The sequence below is a fragment of the Bacillus subtilis subsp. subtilis str. 168 genome (assembly GCF_000009045.1).
In the GTDB taxonomy this organism is placed as follows: Bacteria; Bacillota; Bacilli; order Bacillales; family Bacillaceae; genus Bacillus; species Bacillus subtilis.
On the sequence record NC_000964.3, the window covers coordinates 747552 to 772130 of the forward strand.

At 47.6% G+C, this 24579-nt stretch carries 26 protein-coding genes; 25 read left to right on the top strand and 1 reads right to left on the bottom strand.

All coding sequences use genetic code 11. From position 1 onward, the window contains the following. Positions 1 to 2 precede the first annotated feature (2 nt). Positions 3 to 2012 (bottom strand): putative nucleic acid binding protein; HGT island, encoded by a 2010-nt coding sequence (gene yeeF, locus BSU_06812; protein NP_388563.2) that lies wholly within the window; start codon positions 2010 to 2012, stop codon positions 3 to 5. A gap of 211 nt (positions 2013 to 2223) precedes the next feature. On the opposite strand from yeeF, the gene yeeG reads away from it, so the two are divergent. The 25 genes from yeeG (at position 2224) to rhgW (ending at position 24545) form a co-directional block, all read left to right on the top strand. Beyond that, on the top strand, positions 2224 to 3246 hold the full coding sequence (yeeG, locus tag BSU_06820; RefSeq protein NP_388564.2) for a putative phage receptor protein: 1023 nt from the start codon (positions 2224 to 2226) through the stop codon (positions 3244 to 3246). A gap of 161 nt (positions 3247 to 3407) precedes the next feature. After that, the gene (gene rapH / locus BSU_06830; protein NP_388565.2) at positions 3408 to 4538 is read left to right on the top strand and encodes a response regulator aspartate phosphatase; all 1131 of its coding nucleotides are present in this window, start codon (positions 3408 to 3410) and stop codon (positions 4536 to 4538) included. Next, positions 4528 to 4701: a hexapeptide (TDRNTT) inhibitor of regulatory cascade gene (gene phrH, locus BSU_06839; RefSeq protein YP_003097693.1), complete on the top strand. Its 174-nt coding sequence runs from the start codon at positions 4528 to 4530 to the stop codon at positions 4699 to 4701. The genes rapH and phrH overlap by 11 nt, the downstream gene beginning before the upstream one ends. Before the next feature lie 159 nt (positions 4702 to 4860). Continuing rightward, the gene (yeeI, locus tag BSU_06840) at positions 4861 to 5580 is read left to right on the top strand and encodes a putative DNA integrase or transcriptional regulator (protein ID NP_388566.3); all 720 of its coding nucleotides are present in this window, start codon (positions 4861 to 4863) and stop codon (positions 5578 to 5580) included. 133 nt (positions 5581 to 5713) lie between these two features. Further along, positions 5714 to 6151, top strand: a complete 438-nt coding sequence (cotK, locus tag BSU_06850; RefSeq protein NP_388567.2) for a spore inner coat protein — start codon at positions 5714 to 5716, stop codon at positions 6149 to 6151. 114 nt (positions 6152 to 6265) lie between these two features. Beyond that, positions 6266 to 6850 carry a putative transcriptional regulator (TetR family) gene (gene yezE, locus BSU_06860; protein ID YP_054572.1) on the top strand — a complete coding sequence of 195 codons (585 nt, stop codon included), beginning with the start codon at positions 6266 to 6268 and terminating at the stop codon, positions 6848 to 6850. Between the two features lie 78 nt (positions 6851 to 6928). Then, positions 6929 to 7372, top strand: coding sequence for a hypothetical protein (gene yesE, locus BSU_06870; protein ID NP_388568.1), 444 nt, complete (start codon positions 6929 to 6931; stop codon positions 7370 to 7372). Then, entirely contained in the window at positions 7369 to 8229 is an 861-nt protein-coding gene (gene yesF / locus BSU_06880) for a putative oxidoreductase (protein ID NP_388569.1), read from the top strand. Before yesE ends, yesF begins: the two co-directional genes overlap by 4 nt. A gap of 126 nt (positions 8230 to 8355) precedes the next feature. After that, complete coding sequence (gene cotJA / locus BSU_06890) at positions 8356 to 8604, top strand: component of the inner spore coat (protein NP_388570.1); 249 nt, start codon at positions 8356 to 8358, stop codon at positions 8602 to 8604. Then, positions 8588 to 8851, top strand: a complete 264-nt coding sequence (gene cotJB / locus BSU_06900) for a component of the inner spore coat (RefSeq protein NP_388571.2) — start codon at positions 8588 to 8590, stop codon at positions 8849 to 8851. Before cotJA ends, cotJB begins: the two co-directional genes overlap by 17 nt. 14 nt (positions 8852 to 8865) lie before the next feature. After that, the gene (gene cotJC / locus BSU_06910; RefSeq protein ID NP_388572.1) at positions 8866 to 9435 is read left to right on the top strand and encodes an enzyme component of the inner spore coat; all 570 of its coding nucleotides are present in this window, start codon (positions 8866 to 8868) and stop codon (positions 9433 to 9435) included. 124 nt (positions 9436 to 9559) lie between these two features. Continuing rightward, on the top strand, positions 9560 to 10102 hold the full coding sequence (yesJ, locus tag BSU_06920; RefSeq protein NP_388573.1) for a putative acetyltransferase: 543 nt from the start codon (positions 9560 to 9562) through the stop codon (positions 10100 to 10102). A 22-nt stretch (positions 10103 to 10124) separates the two neighbouring features. Then, positions 10125 to 10427 carry a putative membrane component gene (gene yesK, locus BSU_06930; protein NP_388574.2) on the top strand — a complete coding sequence of 101 codons (303 nt, stop codon included), beginning with the start codon at positions 10125 to 10127 and terminating at the stop codon, positions 10425 to 10427. A gap of 114 nt (positions 10428 to 10541) precedes the next feature. After that, positions 10542 to 11171, top strand: coding sequence for a putative permease or sensor of a three component system for pectin and rhamnogalacturonan transport and degradation (gene yesL / locus BSU_06940; protein ID NP_388575.1), 630 nt, complete (start codon positions 10542 to 10544; stop codon positions 11169 to 11171). Then, positions 11168 to 12901 carry a two-component sensor histidine kinase [YesN] gene (yesM, locus tag BSU_06950; protein NP_388576.1) on the top strand — a complete coding sequence of 578 codons (1734 nt, stop codon included), beginning with the start codon at positions 11168 to 11170 and terminating at the stop codon, positions 12899 to 12901. The genes yesL and yesM overlap by 4 nt, the downstream gene beginning before the upstream one ends. Next, positions 12901 to 14007, top strand: a complete 1107-nt coding sequence (yesN, locus tag BSU_06960) for a two-component response regulator [YesM] (protein NP_388577.1) — start codon at positions 12901 to 12903, stop codon at positions 14005 to 14007. The genes yesM and yesN overlap by 1 nt, the downstream gene beginning before the upstream one ends. A 103-nt stretch (positions 14008 to 14110) precedes the next feature. Beyond that, positions 14111 to 15394, top strand: coding sequence for a pectin degradation byproducts (rhamnose oligosaccharides)-binding lipoprotein (gene yesO, locus BSU_06970; protein ID NP_388578.2), 1284 nt, complete (start codon positions 14111 to 14113; stop codon positions 15392 to 15394). Further along, positions 15391 to 16320 carry a rhamnogalacturonan permease gene (gene rhgP / locus BSU_06980; RefSeq protein NP_388579.1) on the top strand — a complete coding sequence of 310 codons (930 nt, stop codon included), beginning with the start codon at positions 15391 to 15393 and terminating at the stop codon, positions 16318 to 16320. The genes yesO and rhgP overlap by 4 nt, the downstream gene beginning before the upstream one ends. A 3-nt stretch (positions 16321 to 16323) precedes the next feature. Then, positions 16324 to 17214, top strand: a complete 891-nt coding sequence (gene rhgQ, locus BSU_06990) for a rhamnogalacturonan permease (protein ID NP_388580.1) — start codon at positions 16324 to 16326, stop codon at positions 17212 to 17214. Positions 17215 to 17229: 15 nt separating this feature from the next. Then, positions 17230 to 18264: a rhamnogalacturonan hydrolase gene (gene rhgH, locus BSU_07000; protein NP_388581.1), complete on the top strand. Its 1035-nt coding sequence runs from the start codon at positions 17230 to 17232 to the stop codon at positions 18262 to 18264. A 22-nt stretch (positions 18265 to 18286) separates the two neighbouring features. After that, positions 18287 to 20572: a transcriptional regulator (AraC/XylS family) gene (gene rhgR, locus BSU_07010; protein ID NP_388582.1), complete on the top strand. Its 2286-nt coding sequence runs from the start codon at positions 18287 to 18289 to the stop codon at positions 20570 to 20572. Positions 20573 to 20585: 13 nt separating this feature from the next. Continuing rightward, on the top strand, positions 20586 to 21284 hold the full coding sequence (gene rhgT / locus BSU_07020; RefSeq protein ID NP_388583.1) for a rhamnogalacturonan acetylesterase: 699 nt from the start codon (positions 20586 to 20588) through the stop codon (positions 21282 to 21284). Further along, positions 21277 to 21939: a putative enzyme gene (yesU, locus tag BSU_07030; protein NP_388584.1), complete on the top strand. Its 663-nt coding sequence runs from the start codon at positions 21277 to 21279 to the stop codon at positions 21937 to 21939. Before rhgT ends, yesU begins: the two co-directional genes overlap by 8 nt. Further along, the gene (gene yesV / locus BSU_07040; RefSeq protein NP_388585.1) at positions 21936 to 22562 is read left to right on the top strand and encodes a putative integral inner membrane component; all 627 of its coding nucleotides are present in this window, start codon (positions 21936 to 21938) and stop codon (positions 22560 to 22562) included. Before yesU ends, yesV begins: the two co-directional genes overlap by 4 nt. A gap of 120 nt (positions 22563 to 22682) precedes the next feature. Beyond that, positions 22683 to 24545, top strand: coding sequence for a rhamnogalacturonan endolyase (rhgW, locus tag BSU_07050; protein ID NP_388586.1), 1863 nt, complete (start codon positions 22683 to 22685; stop codon positions 24543 to 24545). The last annotated feature ends 34 nt before the right edge of the window (positions 24546 to 24579 follow it).

Consider the following 24579-nt stretch of genomic DNA (forward strand, 5'->3'; position numbering starts at 1 on the left):
TTCTAACCCCCAGGCTGATTTTTAATAGAGACGCTTATTTCTTTTCTGCTCCCAATTTTGTAGGTTACATCGAAATATGATGGTCTAAGTGAATCCCCAGAATAGACTGGTTCTATTTGAACTGCTACTTTTTTAGGTGGTTTTTTGCTTAGGGCTTTTGCCCACTCCTGCTCCATCTCATACCATTTCCCACCGCTCCTATTAATCTGAGAATTCATCGGCACGATATTGTCAAACTGGCCTGAGCCTTTGAATTGGGTGGCGATTAAATGGCCGCCGTCATCGTCAGGCTTTCGGTCCTGGGGCTTTCCAGCATTCGTTTGTGCATATTGGTTTCGTTTCGCTTCTCCCAGCTGCAAGTCTGCTTTGACACTTGTAATTCTACCATAGTTGTCAGTCGTGTACGTGTAGCCTTCTTTTGTTTTGTAGATGATATTAGGCTTCAGCACTTTCTTTCTGCTCCATCTTGCGAAATGCTCGCCGTATTTGACGGTTACCGGCGGTACATGTGGCGCTGGAGTTCGTCTTCCGCTTGATGACGTTCCGTATGGTTTCGGCAGGATGACCTTGGCGAATTTTTGCAGTCCTTCTTTAAGCGTGACCCCGTTGACTGCGTTGTAAGGAACGCCTGCCGGCACTAAATCATGACGGGGATGATACGGGAGAATATCCGCAAGTGTGAGATCTCCGATTTGATTTAACTTGGTTTTGACGTGTTTTTTTGATACTTCAATGCCTGTGTTTACTTTTTGTTTGATGTGATCAACGGTTTGTTTTGAGACTGTTATGGCTTTTTGGGCTGTTGCTGATTTGCTTGCTGCTGTTTTGACTTTGGTCGTCACTTTGGCGGCTGTGCCAGTTTTTGAGACGGCTCCTACGCCTTTTGTGCCGACAATTGATGTGACAACAGTGCCAACCGCATATGACACCCATCTTGCTCTTGAGTAGGTGTCACCATTCACCATGTCTTTTTGATACGATTCTTCGATTGCCGCTGAAATGGCTTCATACGTTTTGATCGGGTGAGCCATCGCTCCGGTAATCGCTTCAACGGTTCCTCCCGGATCTGTGACCATATCCCACAGGCCTACGACCGCGTCTTTCCCGGAATCATAAAGGCCGACGGCAACCCCTTTGAAGCCTGCTTCAAGCTCACGCGTGTTTTCAATTTGGGTGAAGTATCTCTGTTGTTCAGCTGTCAGATTTTCATAGCCGATCGTTTTTGCCATTTCGTAGAATTCATCGGCATCTGCATAATCGTAGTTTTTCAGTCTTTCTTTCAGTTTCTCAATCTCGCGTTCCTTCGCTTCCTCTTTCTTAATCTTCAAGTAAGCCTCAGTCCGCTTTTCAATGTCGCCTTTTTTCTTATGTATGTCACTCTCACGGTACGCCTTGGCGTTGTAGTGGATGGGTGTGGCGTTTTTGCCTTTACCCGTTGCTTCTTGGAGCTTTTGGAAGTCGGATTTGATGAATTGTTCGTTTGGTTCAGACAGGGCGTATTCTGTTTTCAGGTCTTCGTCCAAGGCGTCCAATTTTTCCAGTGTTTTTTTGCGTTTGTCGTTGGCATCGGCCAGCTCGTCTTTGAAGGTTTCTGTTGAAAACAGGTCGAGCGGGAGGATGTCGTCGATATCGTTTAGGATGTCTTTCATCGCTTTTTTCTGTTCGGACATGATGGATTTAGATTTTTTATTGGCATTTGCCAGTTCGTGCTCCAGGAAGGATTCTTCGATGTATGCGTCTGAGAGGCCTTTGTCTTCGGCGGCTCCGGCGATGCTGTTGAAAAATGCGATTTTCATGTCGATGTAGTCGATCCACTGGTCGGCGACGCCGACGTGGTCGTGATAGAATGCCTTGATGTTGCTGGCGCCTTTTCCTGAGAATTCACTGTCACTGAGATCAGCGACTCCTTTTAACGCTTTTCTCAAGTTGACCATTTGCGTTCTTAGTTCTTTGTACTCTTTTGCACGGTCTGTCGCTTCCGAAAGCAGTGTTTTCGCTTCAAATACTTTCATGACCATTTCCCTTCTTTTGTTCGCTCAATATCAAAATTTTACCACGGGTCGGGATAAGGTGGGGGTGAGAACGTGTTTTGGTGGAAAAATGAGTCATTTGGCATGTGTCTTTATTCGTGGAGGGATTGGAGGAAACATGGTCGAAATGATATTGATTGCTACACATTTTTTGGAAGTTTGTATTCTATATTGTTTTTTAAGGAGCATGTTGATGACGAAAAAACGGATTACATTTGGTTTATTAGTTTTAATGGTATGTGTCATCCTGTTTGTTCTGTATGTTCAGTTACGCAATAAAGATAGTATTCCTGTCCAATCTTCCGCCATTCACCCCGAAGAAGACCGCATCTTTTTTATTTACTCCAATCCTTTCATAAAAGAAAGCGTGCTGCTTTCAACCTCTACAGGCGAACGGTTTAACAGGCGTACGTTTAAGGTGGCGGATGTGCCTTATATTCAAACGAAATCTTATGCATCAACAGACCTTGTATTATTGGCGGAACACGAGCCTTTTTACTACACGCTGGAGAAGGATGTGATCAAAGAGCATCCGCTGTCAGATCCATTTGCGTTTTGGTATGAGGGGAAGGATGTCACTATTGAGGCCTATAATGTTGATACGACGGGAAATGAGATCCACATAAACGACAGAAAAACGAAAAAGGAATATACCCTTACCTTGCCTCCGCTTGTCACAATGGGGGCCAGTGATGAGAACTTTATTTATATCATTCAAAGCATGTCTATTTACGTGATTGACAGAAAAACAGAGGAAATGATTGAGACCCTGAGCTTAGCCTCATACGCTGATCAATTCGCAGACTCGGAGGAATTTATCGTCGCGAGCTCGGATCATAAATTGACTGTGATTGAAAAAGGGACATGGAAGACGACATATATTGCGTATCCTGAAGATCTTGAATATGCAGATACTGTGTACTATGACAAAGAAAGCGGCAGTTTTTACGTGGCGTACGAGGACAAAGAGGGTGGAGCGAACTTGCTGGAATATGGGGAGGATTTTTCTATTCACACATACAGCTTGAAATTCCCTTATATGGAGGCGAAGTTTAAGGGGAATCTATTGTATATAGTTGCCCAGGAAGAGCATAAAAAGGGCATCGGCGGATACGTGGGTGTGTTTGATATCCATTCTAAGGAGATGCTTTATCAGTTTGATTTGCCTGAGGAACAGGTGAAGGTTCAGGATTTTGTTGTGGTTGACAATAAGTGAATACTATATGAAATAGAATGACAAAGACCCTTGCATAAAGGGTTCTTTTTTATGAAAAAAACAAATTGACAGGATGAAAAAACAATTTCTTCCTTCTATATTGTTTTCAAAATTTGGGATTGATAGAATATGACATATCTCATAGAGAAGGAGGGAAGCCGTTGAGTCAAGCCATACCGTCTTCGCGTGTTGGTGTTAAGATTAATGAATGGTATAAAATGATTCGCCAGTTCAGTGTTCCGGATGCTGAGATTCTGAAAGCGGAGGTTGAGCAGGACATTCAGCAGATGGAAGAAGATCAGGATTTACTGATCTATTATTCTCTGATGTGTTTTCGGCACCAGCTGATGCTTGATTATTTGGAGCCGGGAAAAACATACGGGAATCGCCCTACAGTGACAGAGCTTCTTGAAACGATCGAGACCCCTCAGAAAAAACTCACAGGTCTTTTGAAATACTACTCTTTGTTTTTCCGCGGCATGTATGAATTTGACCAAAAAGAATATGTGGAAGCGATCGGATATTATCGCGAGGCGGAGAAAGAACTGCCGTTTGTGTCAGATGATATTGAGAAAGCGGAATTCCATTTTAAAGTGGCAGAAGCGTATTATCACATGAAGCAAACCCATGTGTCGATGTATCATATTCTTCAAGCCTTGGACATTTATCAAAACCATCCTCTATACAGCATTAGAACGATACAAAGCTTGTTTGTGATCGCCGGCAACTATGATGATTTCAAACATTATGATAAAGCGCTCCCGCATTTAGAGGCGGCGCTGGAATTGGCAATGGACATTCAAAATGACAGGTTTATCGCCATTTCTCTATTGAACATTGCAAACAGCTATGACAGATCAGGAGACGATCAGATGGCTGTAGAACATTTCCAAAAAGCGGCGAAAGTAAGCAGAGAGAAAGTGCCTGATCTGCTTCCGAAAGTCTTGTTTGGATTAAGCTGGACATTATGTAAAGCGGGCCAAACACAGAAGGCGTTTCAGTTCATAGAGGAAGGATTAGACCATATCACAGCACGTTCTCACAAATTTTATAAAGAATTGTTTCTGTTCTTGCAGGCCGTGTACAAGGAGACTGTTGATGAACGAAAAATTCATGATCTTTTAAGCTATTTCGAAAAAAAGAACCTGCACGCTTACATTGAAGCATGTGCCCGGAGTGCTGCCGCTGTTTTTGAAAGCAGCTGTCACTTTGAACAAGCAGCTGCGTTTTATCGGAAAGTGCTGAAAGCCCAAGAAGATATTCTAAAAGGAGAGTGTTTATATGCCTATTAAGAAAAAAGTGATGATGTGTCTGGCTGTTACTCTAGTTTTCGGAAGCATGTCGTTTCCAACCCTGACAAACTCCGGTGGATTTAAGGAATCGACAGATCGAAATACGACGTATATCGATCATTCCCCTTACAAACTTAGTGATCAGAAGAAAGCCCTTAGCTAGGGCTTTTTCTTGCTTTACGGAAGACGTTCCATTTTCCACATCGCGGCATTCCTTCTATTTCTAACGCAAGACACTCGAAACAACCAAACCATTTGAGGTATAATGGATAAAGTGAATAACAGTATTTAGATTGATATATATGAAAGAGAGTGGAACATCATGGGCCGTAAGTGGAACAATATTAAAGAGAAGAAGGCGTCTAAGGACGCAAATACGAGTCGGATTTATGCGAAGTTTGGCCGTGAGATTTATGTGGCGGCGAAACAGGGCGAGCCTGATCCGGAATCCAACCAGGCGCTGAAGGTTGTGCTTGAACGTGCGAAGACTTACAGCGTGCCGAAAAACATCATTGAACGTGCGATCGAGAAGGCGAAGGGCGGAGCGGAAGAGAATTACGATGAGCTTCGTTATGAGGGCTTCGGGCCGAACGGATCAATGATTATCGTTGATGCGCTGACGAATAATGTAAACCGTACGGCGCCGGAAGTGCGTGCGGCGTTCGGGAAAAACGGCGGAAACATGGGTGTGAGCGGATCTGTTGCTTACATGTTTGACGCGACGGCTGTAATCGGTGTGGAAGGCAAAACGGCTGACGAAGCGCTTGAAATCCTGATGGAAGCGGATGTTGATGTACGTGACATTTTAGAAGAGGATGACAGCGCGATCGTGTATGCCGAGCCTGATCAATTCCATGCGGTGCAAGAGGCGTTTAAAAACGCGGGTGTCGAGGAATTTACAGTAGCGGAGCTGACAATGCTTGCGCAAAGTGAAGTAACGCTTCCGGATGATGCAAAGGAACAGTTTGAAAAATTGATTGATGCATTAGAAGATTTGGAAGATGTTCAGCAGGTATATCATAACGTTGATTTAGGTGAGTAAGGAGTGAGCAGGCTGTTATGGCCTGCTTTTTTTGTCCCGGAAATTGTTTTAGCTGTATGTAGGCGGCCGCCTATACGATCTATAAGATATTCTCATACTCTGGACTGTAACCTATGTGAAGGAGAGAGTAAATATGACTGATACAAGACATATGTATGGCGGACCTGGTTTTGGTCATTATCAGGGCTTTGGTATTGGCCACCCGGGCTATGGCATGCAAAGCACAGGCTATCCGGGCTATGGCATGTATGGAGGCCACCCGGGCTATGGCATGCAAGGCTACCCAGATCACGGCATACATGGAGGAGTCGGCGGCTATCCGGGATATGGTGGGTACGGCGGTTACCCAAGCGGCGGCTATGGAGGCTCTCCGGGAACTGGAAGCTATCCGAGCATGCACCATGAAAATGATGGCCATCACCACTATTATCACCATCATCATGATGGAAAAGATAATCTTCATCACCATCATCACCATGTTGGAAAGGATAATCATCACCACCATCATGATGGTCATTATGGCCACCATCATCACCATATGGGCCACTGGGGAAAAGACGGTTATAAATAAAGAAGATGATGATAAAAAGAGGACACTCTTGCAGATCAAGAGTGTTTTTTTAGCTTTTTTCTTGACTGTTCAGTCTGGAAAATGGTAACATTTGTTTCAGGAGGTGATCATTTTTTGGGGAGGAATAAAGAATTTGATACGGCGCTTGTTCTTCACAGGGCGATAGAGGTTTTTGGAGAGTATGGCTACGAAGGAACGTCTCTTCAGGATCTGCTCTCTCATTTAGGCATTGCGCGCCAAAGTTTGTATGATACGTATGGAACGAAGCGTGATTTGTTTTTGTCCGCTGTGAAATCGTATCTTGAAGGGAAAAACGCTGCCGTTATGGAAAGGCTTGAAGCGCCAGGATCTGTAAAGGAAGCCATTCGTGATATTTTTCAGGAGGGTGTCAATGCCCTGAGGGATCCGGAACGGGCGAAGGCGTGCTACATTATTAACAGCGCGATTGAACAGATCCCGCATGACCCTGAGCTTGCCCGGTATTTTGAAAGACAATCCAAGCAGCTTGAGGACGCTTTTTATCACGGGCTTTTAAGAGCGAAGGATCAAGGAGAATTGAATGGCGAAGATACTGATATATCTGCGCTTGCTCGGTACCTGAATCAGAGCAGGCTGTCACTGACATTTATTGCAAAAGTGACGGCAGATATGGATCGGCTTCAGGACCATGTTGACGTGAGTTTATCAGTGCTTGATTAACATGTGGTAAAGGATTCTTTGCCCATGTATGTACTTTTTGGACTGAATAGTCTAGAAATAAAAATGAGGTGATGATGAATGTTGATGAATGAGTTTGAAAAAGCATGTGAAACATTGAGAAAGTTTATGGCTTATATGCTTGAGAAGGACATGAAGAGCTGGACGGAGCTTTGGGATGAGAATGCTGTATTTGAGTTTCCTTATGCGCCGGAGGGATCACCAAAAAGAATAGAAGGAAAAGCGGCCATTTACGATTATATTAAAGATTATCCTAAGCAGATTCATCTTTCTTCATTTACCGCTCCGACAGTGTACCGTTCAGCAGACTCGAATACGGTGATTGCGGAGTTTCAATGTGACGGCCATGTGATTGAGACTGGACTGCCTTATCGCCAAAGCTATATCAGTGTCATCGAAACGAGAGACGGCCGCATTGTGCGTTATAGGGATTATTGGAATCCGCTTGTTGTAAAAGAGGCCTTTGGAGGATCATTTTTGCAAACAGAGGAGAGTGGGAAATGATGAAACAGAATCCGATTTTAATCACGGGCGGGACCGGCACAGTCGGCAGCCGAATCGCCAGCCGTTTAATAAAGCTGGGATACAGAGTGCGTATTGCAAGCCGGAAAAAGGGCGCGCTTGCTGATGCTGAGTATGTGTATTTTAATTGGAAGTACGCCTCCAGTTTTACGCCTGCTCTGGAACAGGTAAAACAGATCTATCTTGTTGCTCCGGTCGGTGTATTTGATCCGGCTCCCTATGTGCTTCCCTTTTTAAAGGAAGCAAAGCGTCTCGGCGCAAAGCGGGTAGTGATGCAAAGTGCGTCTGTTGTCTCCGAGAACGGTCCCGTGTTTGGCGCGCTTCACCAGGCAGTGCGCGAGTTTCCAGAATGGACGGTGCTGCGGCCCTCATACTTTATGCAAAATTTCATCAATGTCCAGCACCGCATGTCTATTCAAACGGAGGGGCGCATCACAACGGCTTCGGGTGAAGGAAAACTTGGGTTTATTGACGCTGATGACATCGCAGAAACAGCCGTCAGGGCTTTGATTGATGATGTTCCTCATCAAACACATCATATTCTGACAGGTCCCGAGGCGCTGAGCTATGCCGAAGCGGCGGAGATCATTGGAGCTGCGGCGGGACGCCGGGTGGAGCATGTCAGCATTTCTCGTTCCGAGCTGCAGCATAAAATGGAGGCAGGAGGTTTGCCCGCGGATTATGCCCATTTTATGGCGAAGCTTGATGAGGCAATTAGCCATGGTGCGGAACATCGGGTAACGGATACAGTGAAGCGTGTGACGGGAAAAGAACCTCGTTCGCTGTCAGAGTTTGCGGCTGCTCATGCTGCATATTGGACCTCATTTTGGACTGAATAGTCTAGAAAGACCTTCGGCGCTTCCGAAGGTCTTCTTATTGAAAAAGCTAAGTCGTGTTTTAGTCATAATCATGCCTCCTGCCTCATACCTATTAAGGTCATTGTTTTTGAGAAAGGAGGAGCCGGAATGAAGGATATGCAGCCGTTTACGCCTGTCAAATCATATACGCCCTTTCACAGCCGTTTTGATCCCTGTCCGCCCATAGGGAAGAAATATTACAGAACGCCCCCTAACCTTTATATGACCTTTCAGCCTGAGCACATGGAGCAGTTTTCGCCGATGGAGGCTTTGAGGAAAGGCACCCTTTGGAAGGATCTCTATGATTTTTATGAAAACCCTTATCGAGGGGGAGACGCACATGGCAAAAAAGGTTGACGCCGAATATTATCGTCAGCTAGAGCAAATACAGGCTGCTGATTTTGTGCTTGTTGAGCTGAGTCTTTATTTAAATACACATCCTCATGATGAAGATGCGTTGAAGCAATTCAATCAATATTCCGGCTATTCAAGGCACTTAAAAAGACAGTTCGAATCCTCTTACGGACCGCTTCTGCAGTTCGGCAACAGCCCCGCGGGCAAGGATTGGGATTGGGGAAAAGGGCCATGGCCGTGGCAAGTATAAGGAGGAATGCCTGAATGTGGGTGTATGAAAAGAAGCTGCAATACCCTGTCAAGGTCAGTACGTGCAACCCGACGCTGGCGAAGTATTTGATTGAGCAGTATGGCGGAGCGGACGGCGAGCTGGCCGCGGCTCTCCGGTATTTGAACCAGCGTTATACGATTCCTGATAAGGTCATCGGCCTTTTAACAGATATCGGCACGGAGGAGTTTGCCCATTTGGAAATGATTGCGACCATGGTCTATAAGTTAACGAAAGACGCCACACCGGAGCAGCTGCGTGAAGCTGGGCTTGGCGATCATTACGTCAATCACGACAGCGCGCTTTTTTATCATAATGCGGCGGGCGTGCCGTTTACCGCGAGCTATATCCAAGCGAAGGGCGATCCGATTGCCGATTTATACGAAGATATTGCCGCAGAAGAAAAGGCGCGGGCGACGTATCAATGGCTGATTGATATTTCGGATGATCCTGATTTAAACGATTCCCTGCGTTTTTTGCGTGAGCGTGAAATCGTACACTCTATGCGCTTCAGAGAAGCGGTTGAAATTTTAAAAGAAGAACGGGATAAAAAGAAGATTTTCTAATAGGCAGATTGGCCTCTCTTTCATACACCCTTTTACATACAGAGAAAATGGTCTGTTTTTGCAGTTTGGTCTGCATTATAATCAAGGTGTGTGTGCAAGCTTACTTTTTGATTGGGAGGCCTTTATGACAGCTTTTAAGATTGAGAACGAAACGATTGCAGATGGATTTTACGCGTGTCCGGCCGTCTATGAGGATGCAGAATCGATTACCGGGTTGCTCGTCCGAACAGCTGAATGGCTCCGGGATCGGGGTTCTAACCAATGGAGCGGACTTCTCAAAGGGCAAGATATACATGATATCACGGGGTCAATTGAAAAGGGACATGTGTTTGTGTTTAAAAAAGATGAAGAGCTTGCGGCTGTCGTGATGCTGCTGCCTGCACCGAGCGAGTGGGACCGGACGCTTTGGGGAGACGATGGGCATGAGGAGTCCATTTATTTACACCGCCTCGCAGTAAGCCGCCGGTTTGCGGGACAGGGGCTTGGAGCCCGCGTCCTTCAGTGGGCGGAGACGGGCATACACTTTCCGGAAAAAACGCGGATCCGGCTTGACTGTGTCGCTGATAGTGACGCCCTGCATTCCTTTTATCGGCGTATGGGATATGAATTCATGGGTGCTGATGCGTCCGGATATCATTTGTTTGAGAAAGAGATTACGGCAGAATAAGCGTCCTTTGCAGGGGGCTTTTTTGTCTTTTTCTAAAAGGGAGGCAGGCGATGTGTGGTCAATATTATTTGTGACAGGGATTGTGACGGCTTGTCTGTTTGCTGGCGTATCCGTATTGATGCGGATGAGATTTCCTGACAAAAGTCGGCCGGAATGGATGTTGGCCGGGCTGATCGTCCTTGGTGTGTTTGCGATCTGGTACAGCCTCGTGTATGTACGCGGCTGGGAAGGGGCTGCGCTCGGAATGCTTGGATTCAATGTCATTTTCGGAGCCATTGCCGGATATTTGATCGATAAGGCCATCCGGCGTTACAGGAAAAGATAAGGCTGCTGCCGTCTCTCAACAGGTCGAAATTTTCACAGACCGGCAGGAATTTTCTTTCGAAAGGAGAAATACATATTACTTTAAAATGAAAGCGTTTTCCAAAGCAGGAAGGTGATGTTGATGATACACAGTGTGGCAAATGGGCTGAATCATTTTTGTACGTGGGTGATGAGACTGGCCTATTTGAATGTGCTTTGGATTTTGTTTTCTCTTGCAGGCCTGGTTGTATTTGGGCTGATGCCCGCTACTGCCGCGATGTTTACAGTGGCGAGAGAATGGGCGAAGGGGAATACAGATGCCCCGGTGTTTTCTGTCTTTTTTCGGACGTTTAAAAAGGAATGGCGGGCATCACAGATCCTCGGGCTTATCGTTGTGACGGCTGCCCTGTTTCTGTTTGCGGATATGCGGATAGCGGCTCAGATGGACCAGCCTGTGCTCGTCAATGTATTCGTGAGCATTAGTTTGATTTTCGCGTTTGTTGTGCTGTATGTGTTCCCGGTATTTTCTCATTTTGACGTAAAAATCAGAGAGGTGCTGAGCATCAGCTTTTTCATTGCCTTCAGTCGTCCGGCGGTGACGCTTTTGATGGCAGCGGGCGCTGTCGGTGTGCTTTGTCTCGTTCTGTTTCATGTCACGTTTCTATTGTTTTTCAGCGGGAGTTTACTCAGCCTGATCTTAACGAAGCTGTCCTTTAAAGCGTTTCGGTCAATGGATCAGCGGCAGGAGAAAGAAAAGGCGGCATGAAGAAAAGAGTTGCTGGCTGGTACAGGCGGATGAAGATTAAGGATAAGCTGTTTGTGTTTCTATCGTTGATTATGGCCGTATCCTTTCTGTTTGTATACAGCGGGGTCCAGTATGCCTTTCATGTGTATGATGAGCAGATTTACCGCAAGTCCTCGGAGGTGCTTCGGATGTCTTCTGAAAGGATCGAAGACGAGCTGAAGAAGATAGAGGATGTGTCATATGAAATCATTACAGACGAACAGATTCAGCGCATCCTGAGCATGCAAAATCGGGATGATACGTATGATCAATATCAAATGAAGCAGGAGCTGTGGGATCAGCTTGCGGGATATGCCAGCGATGAAAAGTACATCGATTCCATTCATGTGATTGATGCCCGCGGCTCAGAGTATTCAGCCGGAAGCAGTTCTTCAGATCTTTTGCAGCAGGAGCAGGAAGAGGTATTTAAGCGAGCGAAAGCGAAAAGTGGAAGAAATCTTTGGATGACGCTCGGCGGGTCAGACCCCGTCCTGATTTCAGCACGGCAGATCAGGTCCTATCACCAGCTGAGTCTGAACGGCTTGGGCATGGTACTGATCCAGGTCAATGTAAAACAGATGATTCGTGATGTGCCGAAGGATTGGGGCGATTCAGTCGGAGACATTATGATTGCTGACCAAGGCGGTAATTTGGTGTATACGGCACATGCATCAGCGCATGTTCCTGAGGCAGCAAAAGAGACGTTGAAGCACCCCGGTTATGACTTGATAAAAAAGAATGGCAAACGTTACTTTATTTCTTATCTTCAATCATCCTACCAAAATTGGAGCTACTATAACGTTATCCCCTTTGATCAGATGTTCGCAAAAATTTCCTTTATGAAAACAGTGATCGGCACATGCTTTCTTCTCTTTTTCTGTGTGGTTTTGCTTTTCGGAAGGAAAATCGCCAACAGCATCACGGAGCCGATTGAACAGCTTGTGACCGCGATGAAATCGGTACAGCACAGCGGCATTGAAGCAGGTGTGTCGCTTTCTCTGCCGGAACATACACAGGATGAGGCCGGCATGCTGAACCGCCATTTTACTGTCATGATGAAACGGATTAATGAGCTGATGGAAGAAAATGTGGAAAAACAGCTCATCATTAAAGAAACCGAATTGAAAGCACTGCAAGCCCAGATCAATCCGCATTTTTTATATAACACGCTCGAGTCCATCAATTGGCTGGCCAAGGCGAATCAGCAAAAGCAAATCTCAAAAATGGTGGAATCGCTCGGTTTTCTTCTGCGAAACAGCATACATATGAAGAAGGATATCGTGACCATTCAGGAGGAGGCGGACATTGTACGTCACTATATGACCATTCAGCGATTTCGATTTGAAGAGCGCCTGAAATTCACGTTGGATATTGACGATGAGGTGAAGCATTGCCTCATTCCGAAACTGACGCTCCAGCCGCTTGCGGAAAATGCGATTCAATACGCGCTTGAACCCTTTACAAGGCCATGCGCCATCCGGATTCAGGCGAAAAAGGCGAAGGGCTGTGTCTGTATTACGGTCGAAGATAACGGCCCTGGCATGGATGGACGGATTCTTGAATCAACGGGTGGAAGAGGAATCGGACTTTGGAATATTCGCGAGCGCATCAGCCTGACATTCGGAGAGCCATACGGATTGCGGATTCATAGTGAGCATGAAAAGGGGACGAGGATTGTGATCACAATACCGTGCCGAAATGAGGTGGTGTGATGTATAAAATACTGCTGGCTGATGATGAGAGGATTATCCTTGATGGAATGGCGGGAATCATTGAGTGGGAGTCGCTTGGCGCCTCATTGATCGGAAAAGCGCAGAACGGACATGAAGCATATGAAAAGATTGTACATAAGCAGCCGCATATCGTCATCACAGACGTCAAAATGCCCGGCATGGACGGGCTTGAGCTGATCAAAAAGGTGTCAGCCGTCAGCCCGTCGGTGCAATTTATCGTCCTGTCCGGGTTTGGAGAGTTTGAGTACGCAAAGGAAGCCATGAAATATGGGGTGAAGCATTATTTGCTGAAACCCTGCAATGAACAGCAGATTATCAGCTCGCTGGAGGAAATCATTGCTGAGCTGAAGCGGCAAGATGTGCACAAAAAGAAAACAGCCCATCTGAAACACGAGCTGGACCATATCCGTTCCTTTGCAGCCGATCAATACTTGGAAGGCTTGATCGCCGGTGTGGCCCAGCTTTCTCCGCCGCCTTCACTTGCCGGAAAAAAGATCCGCCTCTTGATCTTAAAAGGGGAACAATCTATTGATGCTGCAGCCAGAGAGGCACTCGGATCGGCACTGACAGCGGTTTGCAGCAGCGGTGAATGGACCGTGCTCGCCGTAGAGGAGAACGCCGCTGAAAAGGTGGCGGAGGTTTTTGCGGACCGCAAGATGGCCATCAGTCAGGCGGGAGAACTCCGGCACGCGGGGCAGCTGTTTCGTGACACAGCTGAAGCGTCTGGTGACCTGCATGGGAGCGCAGTGATTTCAAAAATGATCAGGCTTATTGCCGACGAGCTCGGAAATCCGAATCTGTCCTTAAAATGGGCGGCGAAGGATATGCTGTTTATGAATCCTGATTATCTCGGGAAGTTATTTAAGCAGGAAACAGGCGAGAAATTTTCCCAATATGTTACACGGGTGCGTCTTGAGCATGCGATGAAGCAGATGAAAATAAGGAGGGACGTGAGCGTTTCAGAAATTGCTGAAGAAATCGGGTTTGGCGATAATCCGAAGTATTTCAGTCTTGTTTTTAAAAAATATACCGGTCTGACACCGTCAGAATTCAGAAGAAAACAGGGAGGCGCTTCCGCAGGATAGCCATCTCTGTTTTTTTGACTTTCGCCACTGTTTTTTGAGTGTTTCGCCCTATCCGAACGCTTTAAAATAAAATGTAAGCACTTACATTAAAGGGGGGATTGGTTTGAAGAAGATTTGTTACGTGCTGTTATCCCTTGTCTGCGTCTTTTTGTTCAGCGGATGTTCAGCGGGTGAAGAGGCCTCGGGAAAAAAAGAAGATGTTACACTCAGAATCGCGTGGTGGGGCGGGCAGCCAAGGCATGATTATACAACTAAGGTAATTGAACTATACGAGAAAAAGAATCCGCACGTCCATATTGAAGCGGAATTTGCGAACTGGGATGACTACTGGAAAAAGCTTGCGCCCATGTCTGCCGCCGGCCAGCTTCCTGATGTCATTCAAATGGATACCGCTTACTTAGCCCAATACGGAAAGAAGAACCAGCTGGAAGATTTAACGCCGTATACAAAGGATGGAACGATTGACGTCAGTTCAATCGACGAGAATATGCTGTCGGGCGGAAAAATCGACAATAAGCTTTATGGATTTACGCTAGGTGTCAACGTGCTGTCTGTGATTGCCAATGAAGATTTGCTGAAAAAAGCCGGTGTGTCTATCAATCAGGAAAACTGGACGTGGGAGGATTACGAGAAGCTGGCGTATGATCTTCAGGAAAAAGCCGGTGTCTACGGTTCCAACGGAATGCATCCGCCTGATATTTTCTTCCCTTATTATTTGCGCACAAAGGGTGAGCGCTTTTATAAAGAAGACGGCACTGGCCTCGCGTATCAAGATGATCAGCTGTTTGTCGATTACTTTGAACGGCAGCTGAGGCTAGTGAAAGCGAAAACGTCCCCAACACCTGATGAAAGCGCACAGATTAAAGGGATGGAAGACGATTTTATCGTCAAAGGCAAATCAGCGATTACATGGAACTACTCCAATCAATATTTGGGCTTTGCCCGGCTGACAGACTCGCCGCTGTCTCTCTATCTGCCGCCGGAGCAAATGCAGGAAAAGGCGCTGACACTGAAGCCCAGTATGCTGTTTTCCATTCCGAAAAGCTCTGAGCATAAAAAAGAGGCAGCGAAATTTATTAATTTCTTCGTGAATAATGAGGAAGCGAACCAGCTGATTAAAGGCGAGCGAGGCGTTCCAGTCTCCGACAAGGTGGCGGATGCGATTAAACCGAAGCTGAATGAGGAAGAAACCAACATCGTGGAGTATGTAGAAACCGCGTCAAAAAACATCAGCAAAGCCGATCCGCCAGAGCCTGTGGGAAGCGCGGAGGTCATCAAGCTGCTGAAAGATACGTCAGATCAGATTCTGTATCAGAAGGTATCGCCGGAAAAAGCCGCCAAAACGTTCCGGAAAAAGGCCAATGAGATATTAGAGAGGAATAATTGACGGGAAATGGGGCTGACGCAATGAAAAAAAGCCGGAGTATAAGAAAAGACAATCTGGCGGGATATGCTTTTATTTCTCCGTTTATCATCGGGTTCCTATGCTTTACGGTGATTCCGATGGGGGCGTCCCTGTTTCTGTCCTTCACGAGCTATGACTTGTTTACGGCGCCGAAATGGATCGGGCTCGACAACTTTAAGGAAATGTTTACGGGTGACGAAAAGTATTGGCAGTCTCTGAAGGTGACGTTTACGTATGTGCTTGCCGGGGTTCCGCTCCGCCTCGGCTTCGCGCTTTTTATCGCTGTCATTTTAAACAATGCAGCAAAAGGAACGGCCATTTACAGAACGCTCTTTTATCTGCCTTCGATCATCGGCGGGAGCGTCGCCGTGGCGATTATGTGGCGCAATATTTTTGGCAATGACGGGGTCATCAATGCGCTGCTGTTTTTTGTCGGGATTGATCAAAAAATTCTTTGGTACCAGAATCCGACAAGTGCGCTGTGGACATTGATTCTGCTGTCCGTCTGGCAGTTCGGGTCGTCAATGCTGATTTTTTTGGCCGGGCTGAAAAACATTCCGTCTTCGTATTTGGAAGCGGCAAGTGTGGATGGGGCAAATCGGGTGCAGCGTTTCTTCAAGATCACGCTTCCGATCCTTACACCGATTATTTTCTTTAACCTAGTGATGCAGACGATTTCTGCTTTTATGACATTTACACCTGCCTATATCATTTCGAAGGGCGAGGGCGGGCCGCTTGACGGGACACTTCTCTATTCGCTCTATTTGTTCCAGCGTGCGTTTAACTATTTTCAAATGGGCTACGCATCGGCGATGGCGTGGGTCATGCTTGTCATTGTCGGGCTGATTACGCTCATATTGTTTAAAACATCGTCATATTGGGTTCATTACGAGTCAAAGGAGGAATGACGGATGGAGCCGGTCAACCAGCCTGTCAGAGAAGCCCCGGTTTTTGAGAGAAAAAAAGCCGGGCGCGTCAGTCCCAAACGCATACTGTTCCATGTTTTTACGGCAACGCTGGCGGTGTTGCTGCTGTACCCGGTTATTTGGCTGTTTGTCAGCTCGTTTAAAGAAAGCGCCAGTATTTTTACAACCTCACATTCTCTCATTCCAGACCCTTTTATTCTCAGTAACTATGCTGAAGGGTGGAAGGGCATTGCGGGACAGCCGTTTCTGACGTTTATTAAAAACTCGGCGATTATTGTCGGGCTGTCAACAATCGGTGCCGTCATGTCATCGGCTGTCATTGCGTACGGATTTGCGCGTATACCGTTTAAGGGAAAAAAATTTTGGTTTGCGTGCATGATGGGGACGTTAATGCTGCCTCATGAAGTGTTGATGATTCCGCAGTATATTATGTTTGCGAAATTAGACTGGCTGAATTCCTTTAAACCAATTGTCGTTCCGCAATTTTTCGGGCATGCGTTTTTTATCTTTCTGATGATCCAGTTTATCCGGACGATTCCCGAGGAGCTGGATGAAGCCGCGCGAATCGACGGATGCGGACGCTTTGCCTGCTTTTGGCGGATCATTCTCCCGCTGATTGCCCCCGCGCTTGCGACGTCTGCGATTTTCTCCTTCTATTGGAAGTGGGAGGAGCTGATTCAGCCGCTCTTGTATTTGAATAAGCCGGAGCTTTACCCTGTTTCACTTGCGCTGAAGCTTTTTCTCGATACAGAGTCGGCTTCGAACTGGGGCGCGATGTTTGCCATGTCAGCCGTCTCGTTATTGCCTGTGATTCTTGTTTTCTTTTTGTTTCAGAAATATATCGTTCAGGGCATCAGTACGACCGGATTAAAATAAAAAGGAGTGTTGCAGATGGCACAGCTTATCTTTGATGAAGAAAAGGTGACGTCGGTTATTGACCGGATCGTGAAACGGACATTTCAGATGGATTTTGCGTGGGATTGGCCGGGCGGCGTTGCGTTTTACGGTGTGGCGGAGGCCTATGAAGCGACGGAAAACGAGGAATATATCAATCTGTTAAAAACGTGGGTGGATGAACAGCTGGAGGATGGGCTGCCGCCGCTTTCGATCAACGGAGTTTCCATTGGGCATACGCTTTTGTTCCTCCACAAGGTGACAGGTGATGACGTGTATTTGGAAACAGCGGCCGAGATGGCGGAATATGTGCTGCATAAGGCGCCGCGCTTTGGCGAGGGTATCCTTCAGCATACGGTGAATGCGGCAGAATACGTATTCCCTGAACAGGCATGGGCGGATACGCTGATGATGGCTGGGCTGTTTATGCTGAGAATCGGGCGGGTCATGGAGCGTGAGGATTATTTTGAAGACGGCCTGCGCCAGTTTCACGGACATGAGGATGTGCTTCAGGACCCTGTCACGAATTTGTACTACCACGCCTGGGACAACAAAGCGCAAAATCATCTGTCGGGGATTTATTGGGGCAGGGCGAACGGCTGGGCGGCACTCACGATGGCAAAGGCGCTCCCGCTTATTGAGGTGACACATCCTTCCTTTATGATCATCGACGGATCGCTCAGAGACCAGCTGAGCGCGCTTGTCCGGCTTCAGGATGAATCAGGGCTGTGGCATACAATTTTGGATGATCCGGATTCTTATCTGGAGGTTTCGGCATCAGCGGGTATTGCTTCTGCTCTGATGTCGAGCGGAAAGCTGTATACAAAATATGTGCAGAAATCGCTTGCCGCCATTTTGGATGCAGTGGAAGAGGACGGACGGGTCAGCAGGGTATCGGCCGGGACAGCCGTCATGAAAAATGCCGAAGGATACAAACAGGTGCCTTACAAACGAATACAAGGATGGGGGCAGGGACTTGCGCTGACGTTTCTTGCTGATGTTTTGAAAACGAAAAAACGCTTGTATCAGTAAAGATAGCGGCGGGGGGAGAGGGATGAAAAAACAGCCTCAACAGAAGGAACGGGTTTCTCGCTGGAAGGGAACGTATTTCAAAAGAAACTTTGTCTTCATTTTGCTGATTGCCTGTATTCCCGGATTGCTGACTGGCGGCGCAATCTACTTTCTTTCGATCGACAAGGTGGAGAAAGAGCTGCAGAGATCGCATGAAACACAGGTGGCGCGTGAGGTCAGCCGAATGGATGAGAAGCTGGGAGTGCTTGAACTGGCACTCACCCAGATGGCCTACGATTCTTCACTGATGAACGGATTGGCCGAGAGGGATTTGGAGAAAGACTTTACGTTCTCCTATCAATTAACGAAAAAGCTGTTTCTTTTGCGGGATCAGCAGCCGCTGATCGAGCAGGCTTCCATCTTTCTGAACAGCCCCCGGCCACTTGTGCTGAGCCCTGAATACAGCGCTTTGACAGAACAGGAGGCGCTTCGCAAGTATCGCTCGCTGCTTGCCTCAGACCACAGCATTTATTGGAAACGGTCGGGAAACCAAGCGATGCTGATCCAGCTCATTCCGGGCGCGGCGGAGAAACCGTTCGGCGCGATCATGCTGGCGGTTGATCCGAAAGAAATGGAATCAATCCTGCAAAGCTTGTCCCCCTATCCTGATGGCAGTGCGTTGCTTTTAGATCAAAATCGAGAGGTGCTGTTTCATGAGGGGGAAAAAGATTTTGAAAAGACTTTACTTCATGAGATAAAAAAACAGCCTGCTGAGAACGGCCATTTTCAGATGGAATGGAAAGGCAAGGTGTATTCTGTCTCCTTTGGAGAAATGAACCGGATGCATCAGCAATGGACCTTTGTGTCAGCGGCGCCTCTTTCAGCTATTACAGCGCCGATGGTGTTTTTATCAAAAGTGATCATCGTGATGCTGGTCATTTGCATCGGTTTGGCGGTGTGCATGACATGGTATGCATCAAAAAAAATCTATCGTCCCATCCAGCATTTGCTTGGCTTGTTTACCGGAGGAGAGAAGAAAACATGGCAGGCGTCCGGGCAGGATGAATTCAAATGGATTGAAAAGAGATGGCAGGATCTATCCCTTGAAAGCCGGAAGCTCCAACAGCAGCTCCTGCGGCAGACGCCCCATATGAAAAAGAGTTTTTTGCAGCATCTCTTACAGAGCGATTTTTACTATGACAACGAGGAAAGCCTCAGATTTCGGATGGAGGAGGCTGGCTGGAACATCGGCGGAAACGTGTTTCATGTGCTTGATCTACAGGTGACAGGGCTCCGCTGTGAAAAAAGCATCTTCCGTGAAGGTGATGAACAGCTTGCCGTGTTTACACTGACTAATATCGCTGAGGAATTGGCGGCTAAACGCGTTTTTCAGCTCTCCATACTTGATATCGGCCGGCTTTCTGTCACCGTTCTTGTGATGAAAACAAACAGCTCTGATCTGAAGGCGTATATAACGGAGCTGGCACGCCAATTTGGAGATGTAACCGGACTATGCCTGACCTCGACATTGAGCAGCAAGACGGAGCGTGTCACGGAAATTCCTTCTTTATTTCAGGATGTGAAATGCGGCAAATCCCGCAGGAAGTTTGCTAACCGGGATCAGGTCATTGATTTGCAGGCCGACTTCCCTCGGGATGAGCAGTTCGCTCCTTATTACCCTTTTGAGCTGGAAAAACAAATTGTTCAGACCATCCGGCTGGAAAGAAAACAGGAAGCCAAGGAACTGATAGATGGATGTATGAAGGAACTGTCGGAAAAAGCGGCCATAGACAGGCATGTGCATTCCGCCCTGATTCAGCTGTTTTCCCGCATTCAGGAGGATATTTTGCATTCCGGGCTCAATCCCAGCGAACTGTTTCAGCACCGGAATCCGTTTCTTGATATTTCAGAATTGCGCGAACCTAACGAAGCGGCGGCCTGGCTGATGGATGTAGTGGTGACGCCTTACCTTTCCAAGCTTGAGGGCAGAAAAAACAGACAGCAAAAGCAGCTGGCAGAACGTGTGATTGCGATGATTCACGAACAGTATATGGCGGACATTTCATTGGAAAGCTGTGCCGATGCGCTTGGCATGAATTCCTATACGTTAAGCAAGGCATTTAAGCAAGTGACCGGCATTAATTTTATCGATTATGTGACCCAGATCAGAATCGAAAAGGCGAAAGAACTGCTGGTCAATACGAATAAAAAAATTCATGATGTGTCTGAAGAAGTCGGCTATCGCCACAATTATTTCAATCGGATTTTTAAAAAACAGGTCGGCATGCCGCCGGGTGTCTTCAGGCAAATGTATCAGGAAACGCCGTGAAAGGAGAGAACATGTGATGAAGAAACCGATTCAAGTATTTTTAGCGGGGGATTCCACTGTGAGTGACTGCCCGCCTCATGAAGCGCCGATGGCGGGGTGGGGGCAGGTATTCGGGCAATTGTTTTCTGAAGGTGTGCTGGTCCGCAATCATGCCAAAGGAGGAGCGAGCACCAATTCTTTTGTGGAGGAAGGAAGGCTTCAAGCAATTGCCGAGCACATCACACAAGGCGATTATTTGTTGATTCAATTCGGCCACAATGACCAAAAACCGCGGGGGACGAAGCCGTACTCCACATTTCAGCAGTTTCTTACCTTGTTTGCAGATACGGCACGCGAAAAGGGCGCGCATCCTGTGTTCGTCACATCGGTGCAGCGCCGCCGCTTTGATGAAAACGGACGGATCGAGCATACGCTCGGTGAGTATCCCGATGCGATGAAAGCACTGGCGAAGGAGCTCGATGTACCTGTGATTGATCTGCTTGCGAAAACAAAGGTGCTGTATGAAGCATACGGGCCGGAGGAGTCGAAGCGATTGTTCGTTTGGTTTCAGCCGAATGAACATCCGAATTACCCGGACGGCATTGAGGACAATACGCATTTTTCGGAAAAAGGTGCAATGGAGGTTGCGAAGCTTGTGGCAGAAGGCATTGAAGAGCTCGGACTTCCGCTTAAGGACCACCTTGTGAGCCGGGAGGGAAAAGAACATGTATAAGGAAGGCGCTTGCTTGTACCGCAATCCGCTCCGGTCTAAAAGCGATGTGAAGGATTGGCGGATGGAGGGAGGCGGACAGATCTCATTTGACGATCACAGCTTGCACCTGTCACATGTCCAGGATGAAGCGCACTTTGTCTTTTGGTGTCCGGAAACCTTTCCAGACGGCATCATTGTGACATGGGACTTCTCTCCGATCGAGCAGCCTGGACTGTGTATGCTGTTTTTTGCCGCTGCGGGTATTCGCGGCGAGGATTTGTTTGACCCAAGTCTCAGGAAAAGAACAGGAACATACCCTGAGTATCATTCAGGAGATATCAATGCCCTCCACCTGTCGTATTTCCGCAGAAAATACGCGGAGGAAAGAGCGTTCCGCACCTGCAATTTAAGAAAAAGCCGCGGTTTCCATCTCGCCGCAATGGGGGCCGATCCGCTGCCTTCTCCAGACGACGCTGATTCTCCGTATCGTATGAAGCTGATCAAAGACAAAGGCTATGTGCACTTTTCAATCAATGGTCTGCCCATTCTTGAGTGGATGGACGACGGCAGCACATATGGGCCTGTGTTAACAAAAGGAAAAATCGGGTTCCGGCAGATGGCCCCCATGAAAGCCGTTTACAGGGATTTTGCCGTGCATCAAGCGGTGAGAAGATGAAGACGACTGTAACGGATGCGCTTTATGCAGGCTGCGAAGCGGTGGTGAAAATAGCATGGCTCAACGGGCTGTGGCTGTTGTTTACACTTTTGGGCGGCGTTCTTTTCGGATGGGCGCCGAGCACAGCTGCGATGTGTGCCGTTATAAGGAAATGGCTGATGGGGCAAAAGGATGTCCCGATATTTTCGTTATTTCTCGATACCTATAAAAAAGAGTTTCTCAAGGTTAATGCGATCGGATTGGCGTTTTCGGCTCTTTTGCTCATATTGTCTGCCAACTATCATTATTTTTCTGCCAGTACGAATTGGCTGTCCTTTGCCGTAACAAGCTGCACGCTGCTTGCAGGGCTTTTGTATATCATCGCGCTGATGTATGTGTTTCCCCTTTATGTGCATTACCAGCTCCCGCTTCGCAAATATATTCCGCAGGCACTGCTGTTTGGCGCCATGAGACCGCTGACAACTGGCTGTATGCTGATCGGGTGCGGATTTGTCCTTTATTTGCTGTATACGCTTCCTGGCCTGATCCCATTTTACGGCCCGTGTTTATTTGGGCTTGTGTTGATGTTTTTTGCTCTTAGGGGATTTCAAAAGACGGAGGCCCAGCACCATCAAGCCGGGTAACAAAAAAATGACAAATAAGCAAAAAAGTGCAGTGTCCGAAATAGGCAGATGCAAAAAAGTGAAATTGAAGACAGCTCACAAAGCGCATAAAATCCAATTTAAGTAAGCGCTTACAGATAAATGAGAAGGAGCTGTCTGATGATTAGACGAAGGAAACGCATGTTTACCGCTGTTACGTTGCTGGTCTTGTTGGTGATGGGAACCTCTGTATGTCCTGTGAAAGCTGAAGGGGCAGCGCGGCAGATGGAAGCGCTGAACCGGGGGCTTGTAGCGGTCAAGACGGACGGGGGCATTTTTGTCAGCTGGCGGTTTCTTGGAACCGAAAACGCATCTGTTTTGTTCAATGTGTACAGAGACGGGCAAAAACTGAATGCTGCGCCTGTCAAAACAACGAACTATGTGGATAAAAACGGTTCGGCGGGCTCAACGTATACGGTTCGGGCTGTTGTAAACGGTACCGAACAGCCGGCTTCTGAAAAAGCCTCCGTATGGGCGCAGCCGTATCATTCCGTCCCGCTGGATAAACCGGCTGGCGGCACGACGCCAAAGGGTGAATCTTACACGTACAGCGCTAATGACGCAAGTGTTGGCGATGTGGATGGTGACGGGCAATACGAGCTGATCCTGAAATGGGACCCGTCCAACTCAAAAGACAATTCACAGGATGGCTATACGGGTGACGTGCTGATTGACGCGTATAAACTGGACGGCACAAAGTTATGGCGGATCAATCTCGGCAAAAACATCAGAGCGGGCGCGCACTACACCCAGTTTATGGTGTATGACCTTGATGGTGACGGAAAAGCAGAAGTGGCAATGAAAACGGCAGACGGGACAAAAGACGGCACGGGCAAAGTAATTGGAAATGCCAATGCAGATTACAGAAATGAACAGGGGCGTGTGCTTTCAGGCCCTGAATATCTCACTGTGTTTCAAGGTTCAACCGGGAAAGAGCTTGTCACCGCAAATTTTGAACCGGCGCGCGGCAATGTGTCGGATTGGGGAGACAGCTACGGCAACCGTGTTGACCGTTTTCTCGCCGGCATTGCCTACCTTGATGGACAGCGGCCGAGCCTGATCATGACCAGAGGGTATTACGCTAAAACCATGCTAGTTGCCTATAACTTCAGGGACGGAAAGCTGTCAAAGCTTTGGACGCTGGACTCCTCAAAGTCAGGAAATGAAGCGTTTGCCGGACAGGGGAATCACAACCTGAGCATCGCGGACGTTGACGGGGATGGAAAAGATGAGATTATTTTCGGCTCAATGGCTGTTGATCATGACGGGAAAGGCATGTACTCGACCGGCTTAGGCCATGGGGATGCCCTCCATACAGGAGATCTTGATCCGGGCCGGCCGGGGCTTGAGGTGTTTCAAGTTCATGAGGACAAAAATGCAAAATACGGCTTATCTTTCCGGGATGCTGCAACTGGAAAAATCCTTTGGGGCGTTTATGCCGGCAAGGATGTAGGCCGGGGAATGGCTGCTGATATTGACCCGCGTTATCCGGGACAGGAGGTGTGGGCAAACGGTTCTCTCTACTCAGCGAAAGGGGTCAAAATCGGAAGCGGGGTTCCGTCCTCGACCAACTTCGGCATCTGGTGGGACGGCGATCTGCTCCGGGAACAGCTGGACAGCAACCGAATTGATAAGTGGGATTATCAAAACGGCGTATCGAAAAATATGCTGACTGCATCAGGCGCAGCGGCTAACAACGGCACAAAAGCAACACCAACGCTTCAGGCTGATCTGCTCGGTGACTGGCGCGAGGAAGTGGTGTGGAGAACGGAGGACAGCAGTGCTCTGCGCATTTACACGACGACCATTCCGACTGAGCACAGGCTGTATACGCTGATGCACGATCCGGTGTACCGGCTTGGCATCGCCTGGCAAAATATCGCCTATAACCAGCCGCCGCACACAAGCTTCTTTTTAGGAGACGGCATGGCGGAACAGCCAAAACCAAATATGTATACGCCTTAACTGAAAGGGGGAAGGAACGGGCTGCGCGCAGCCC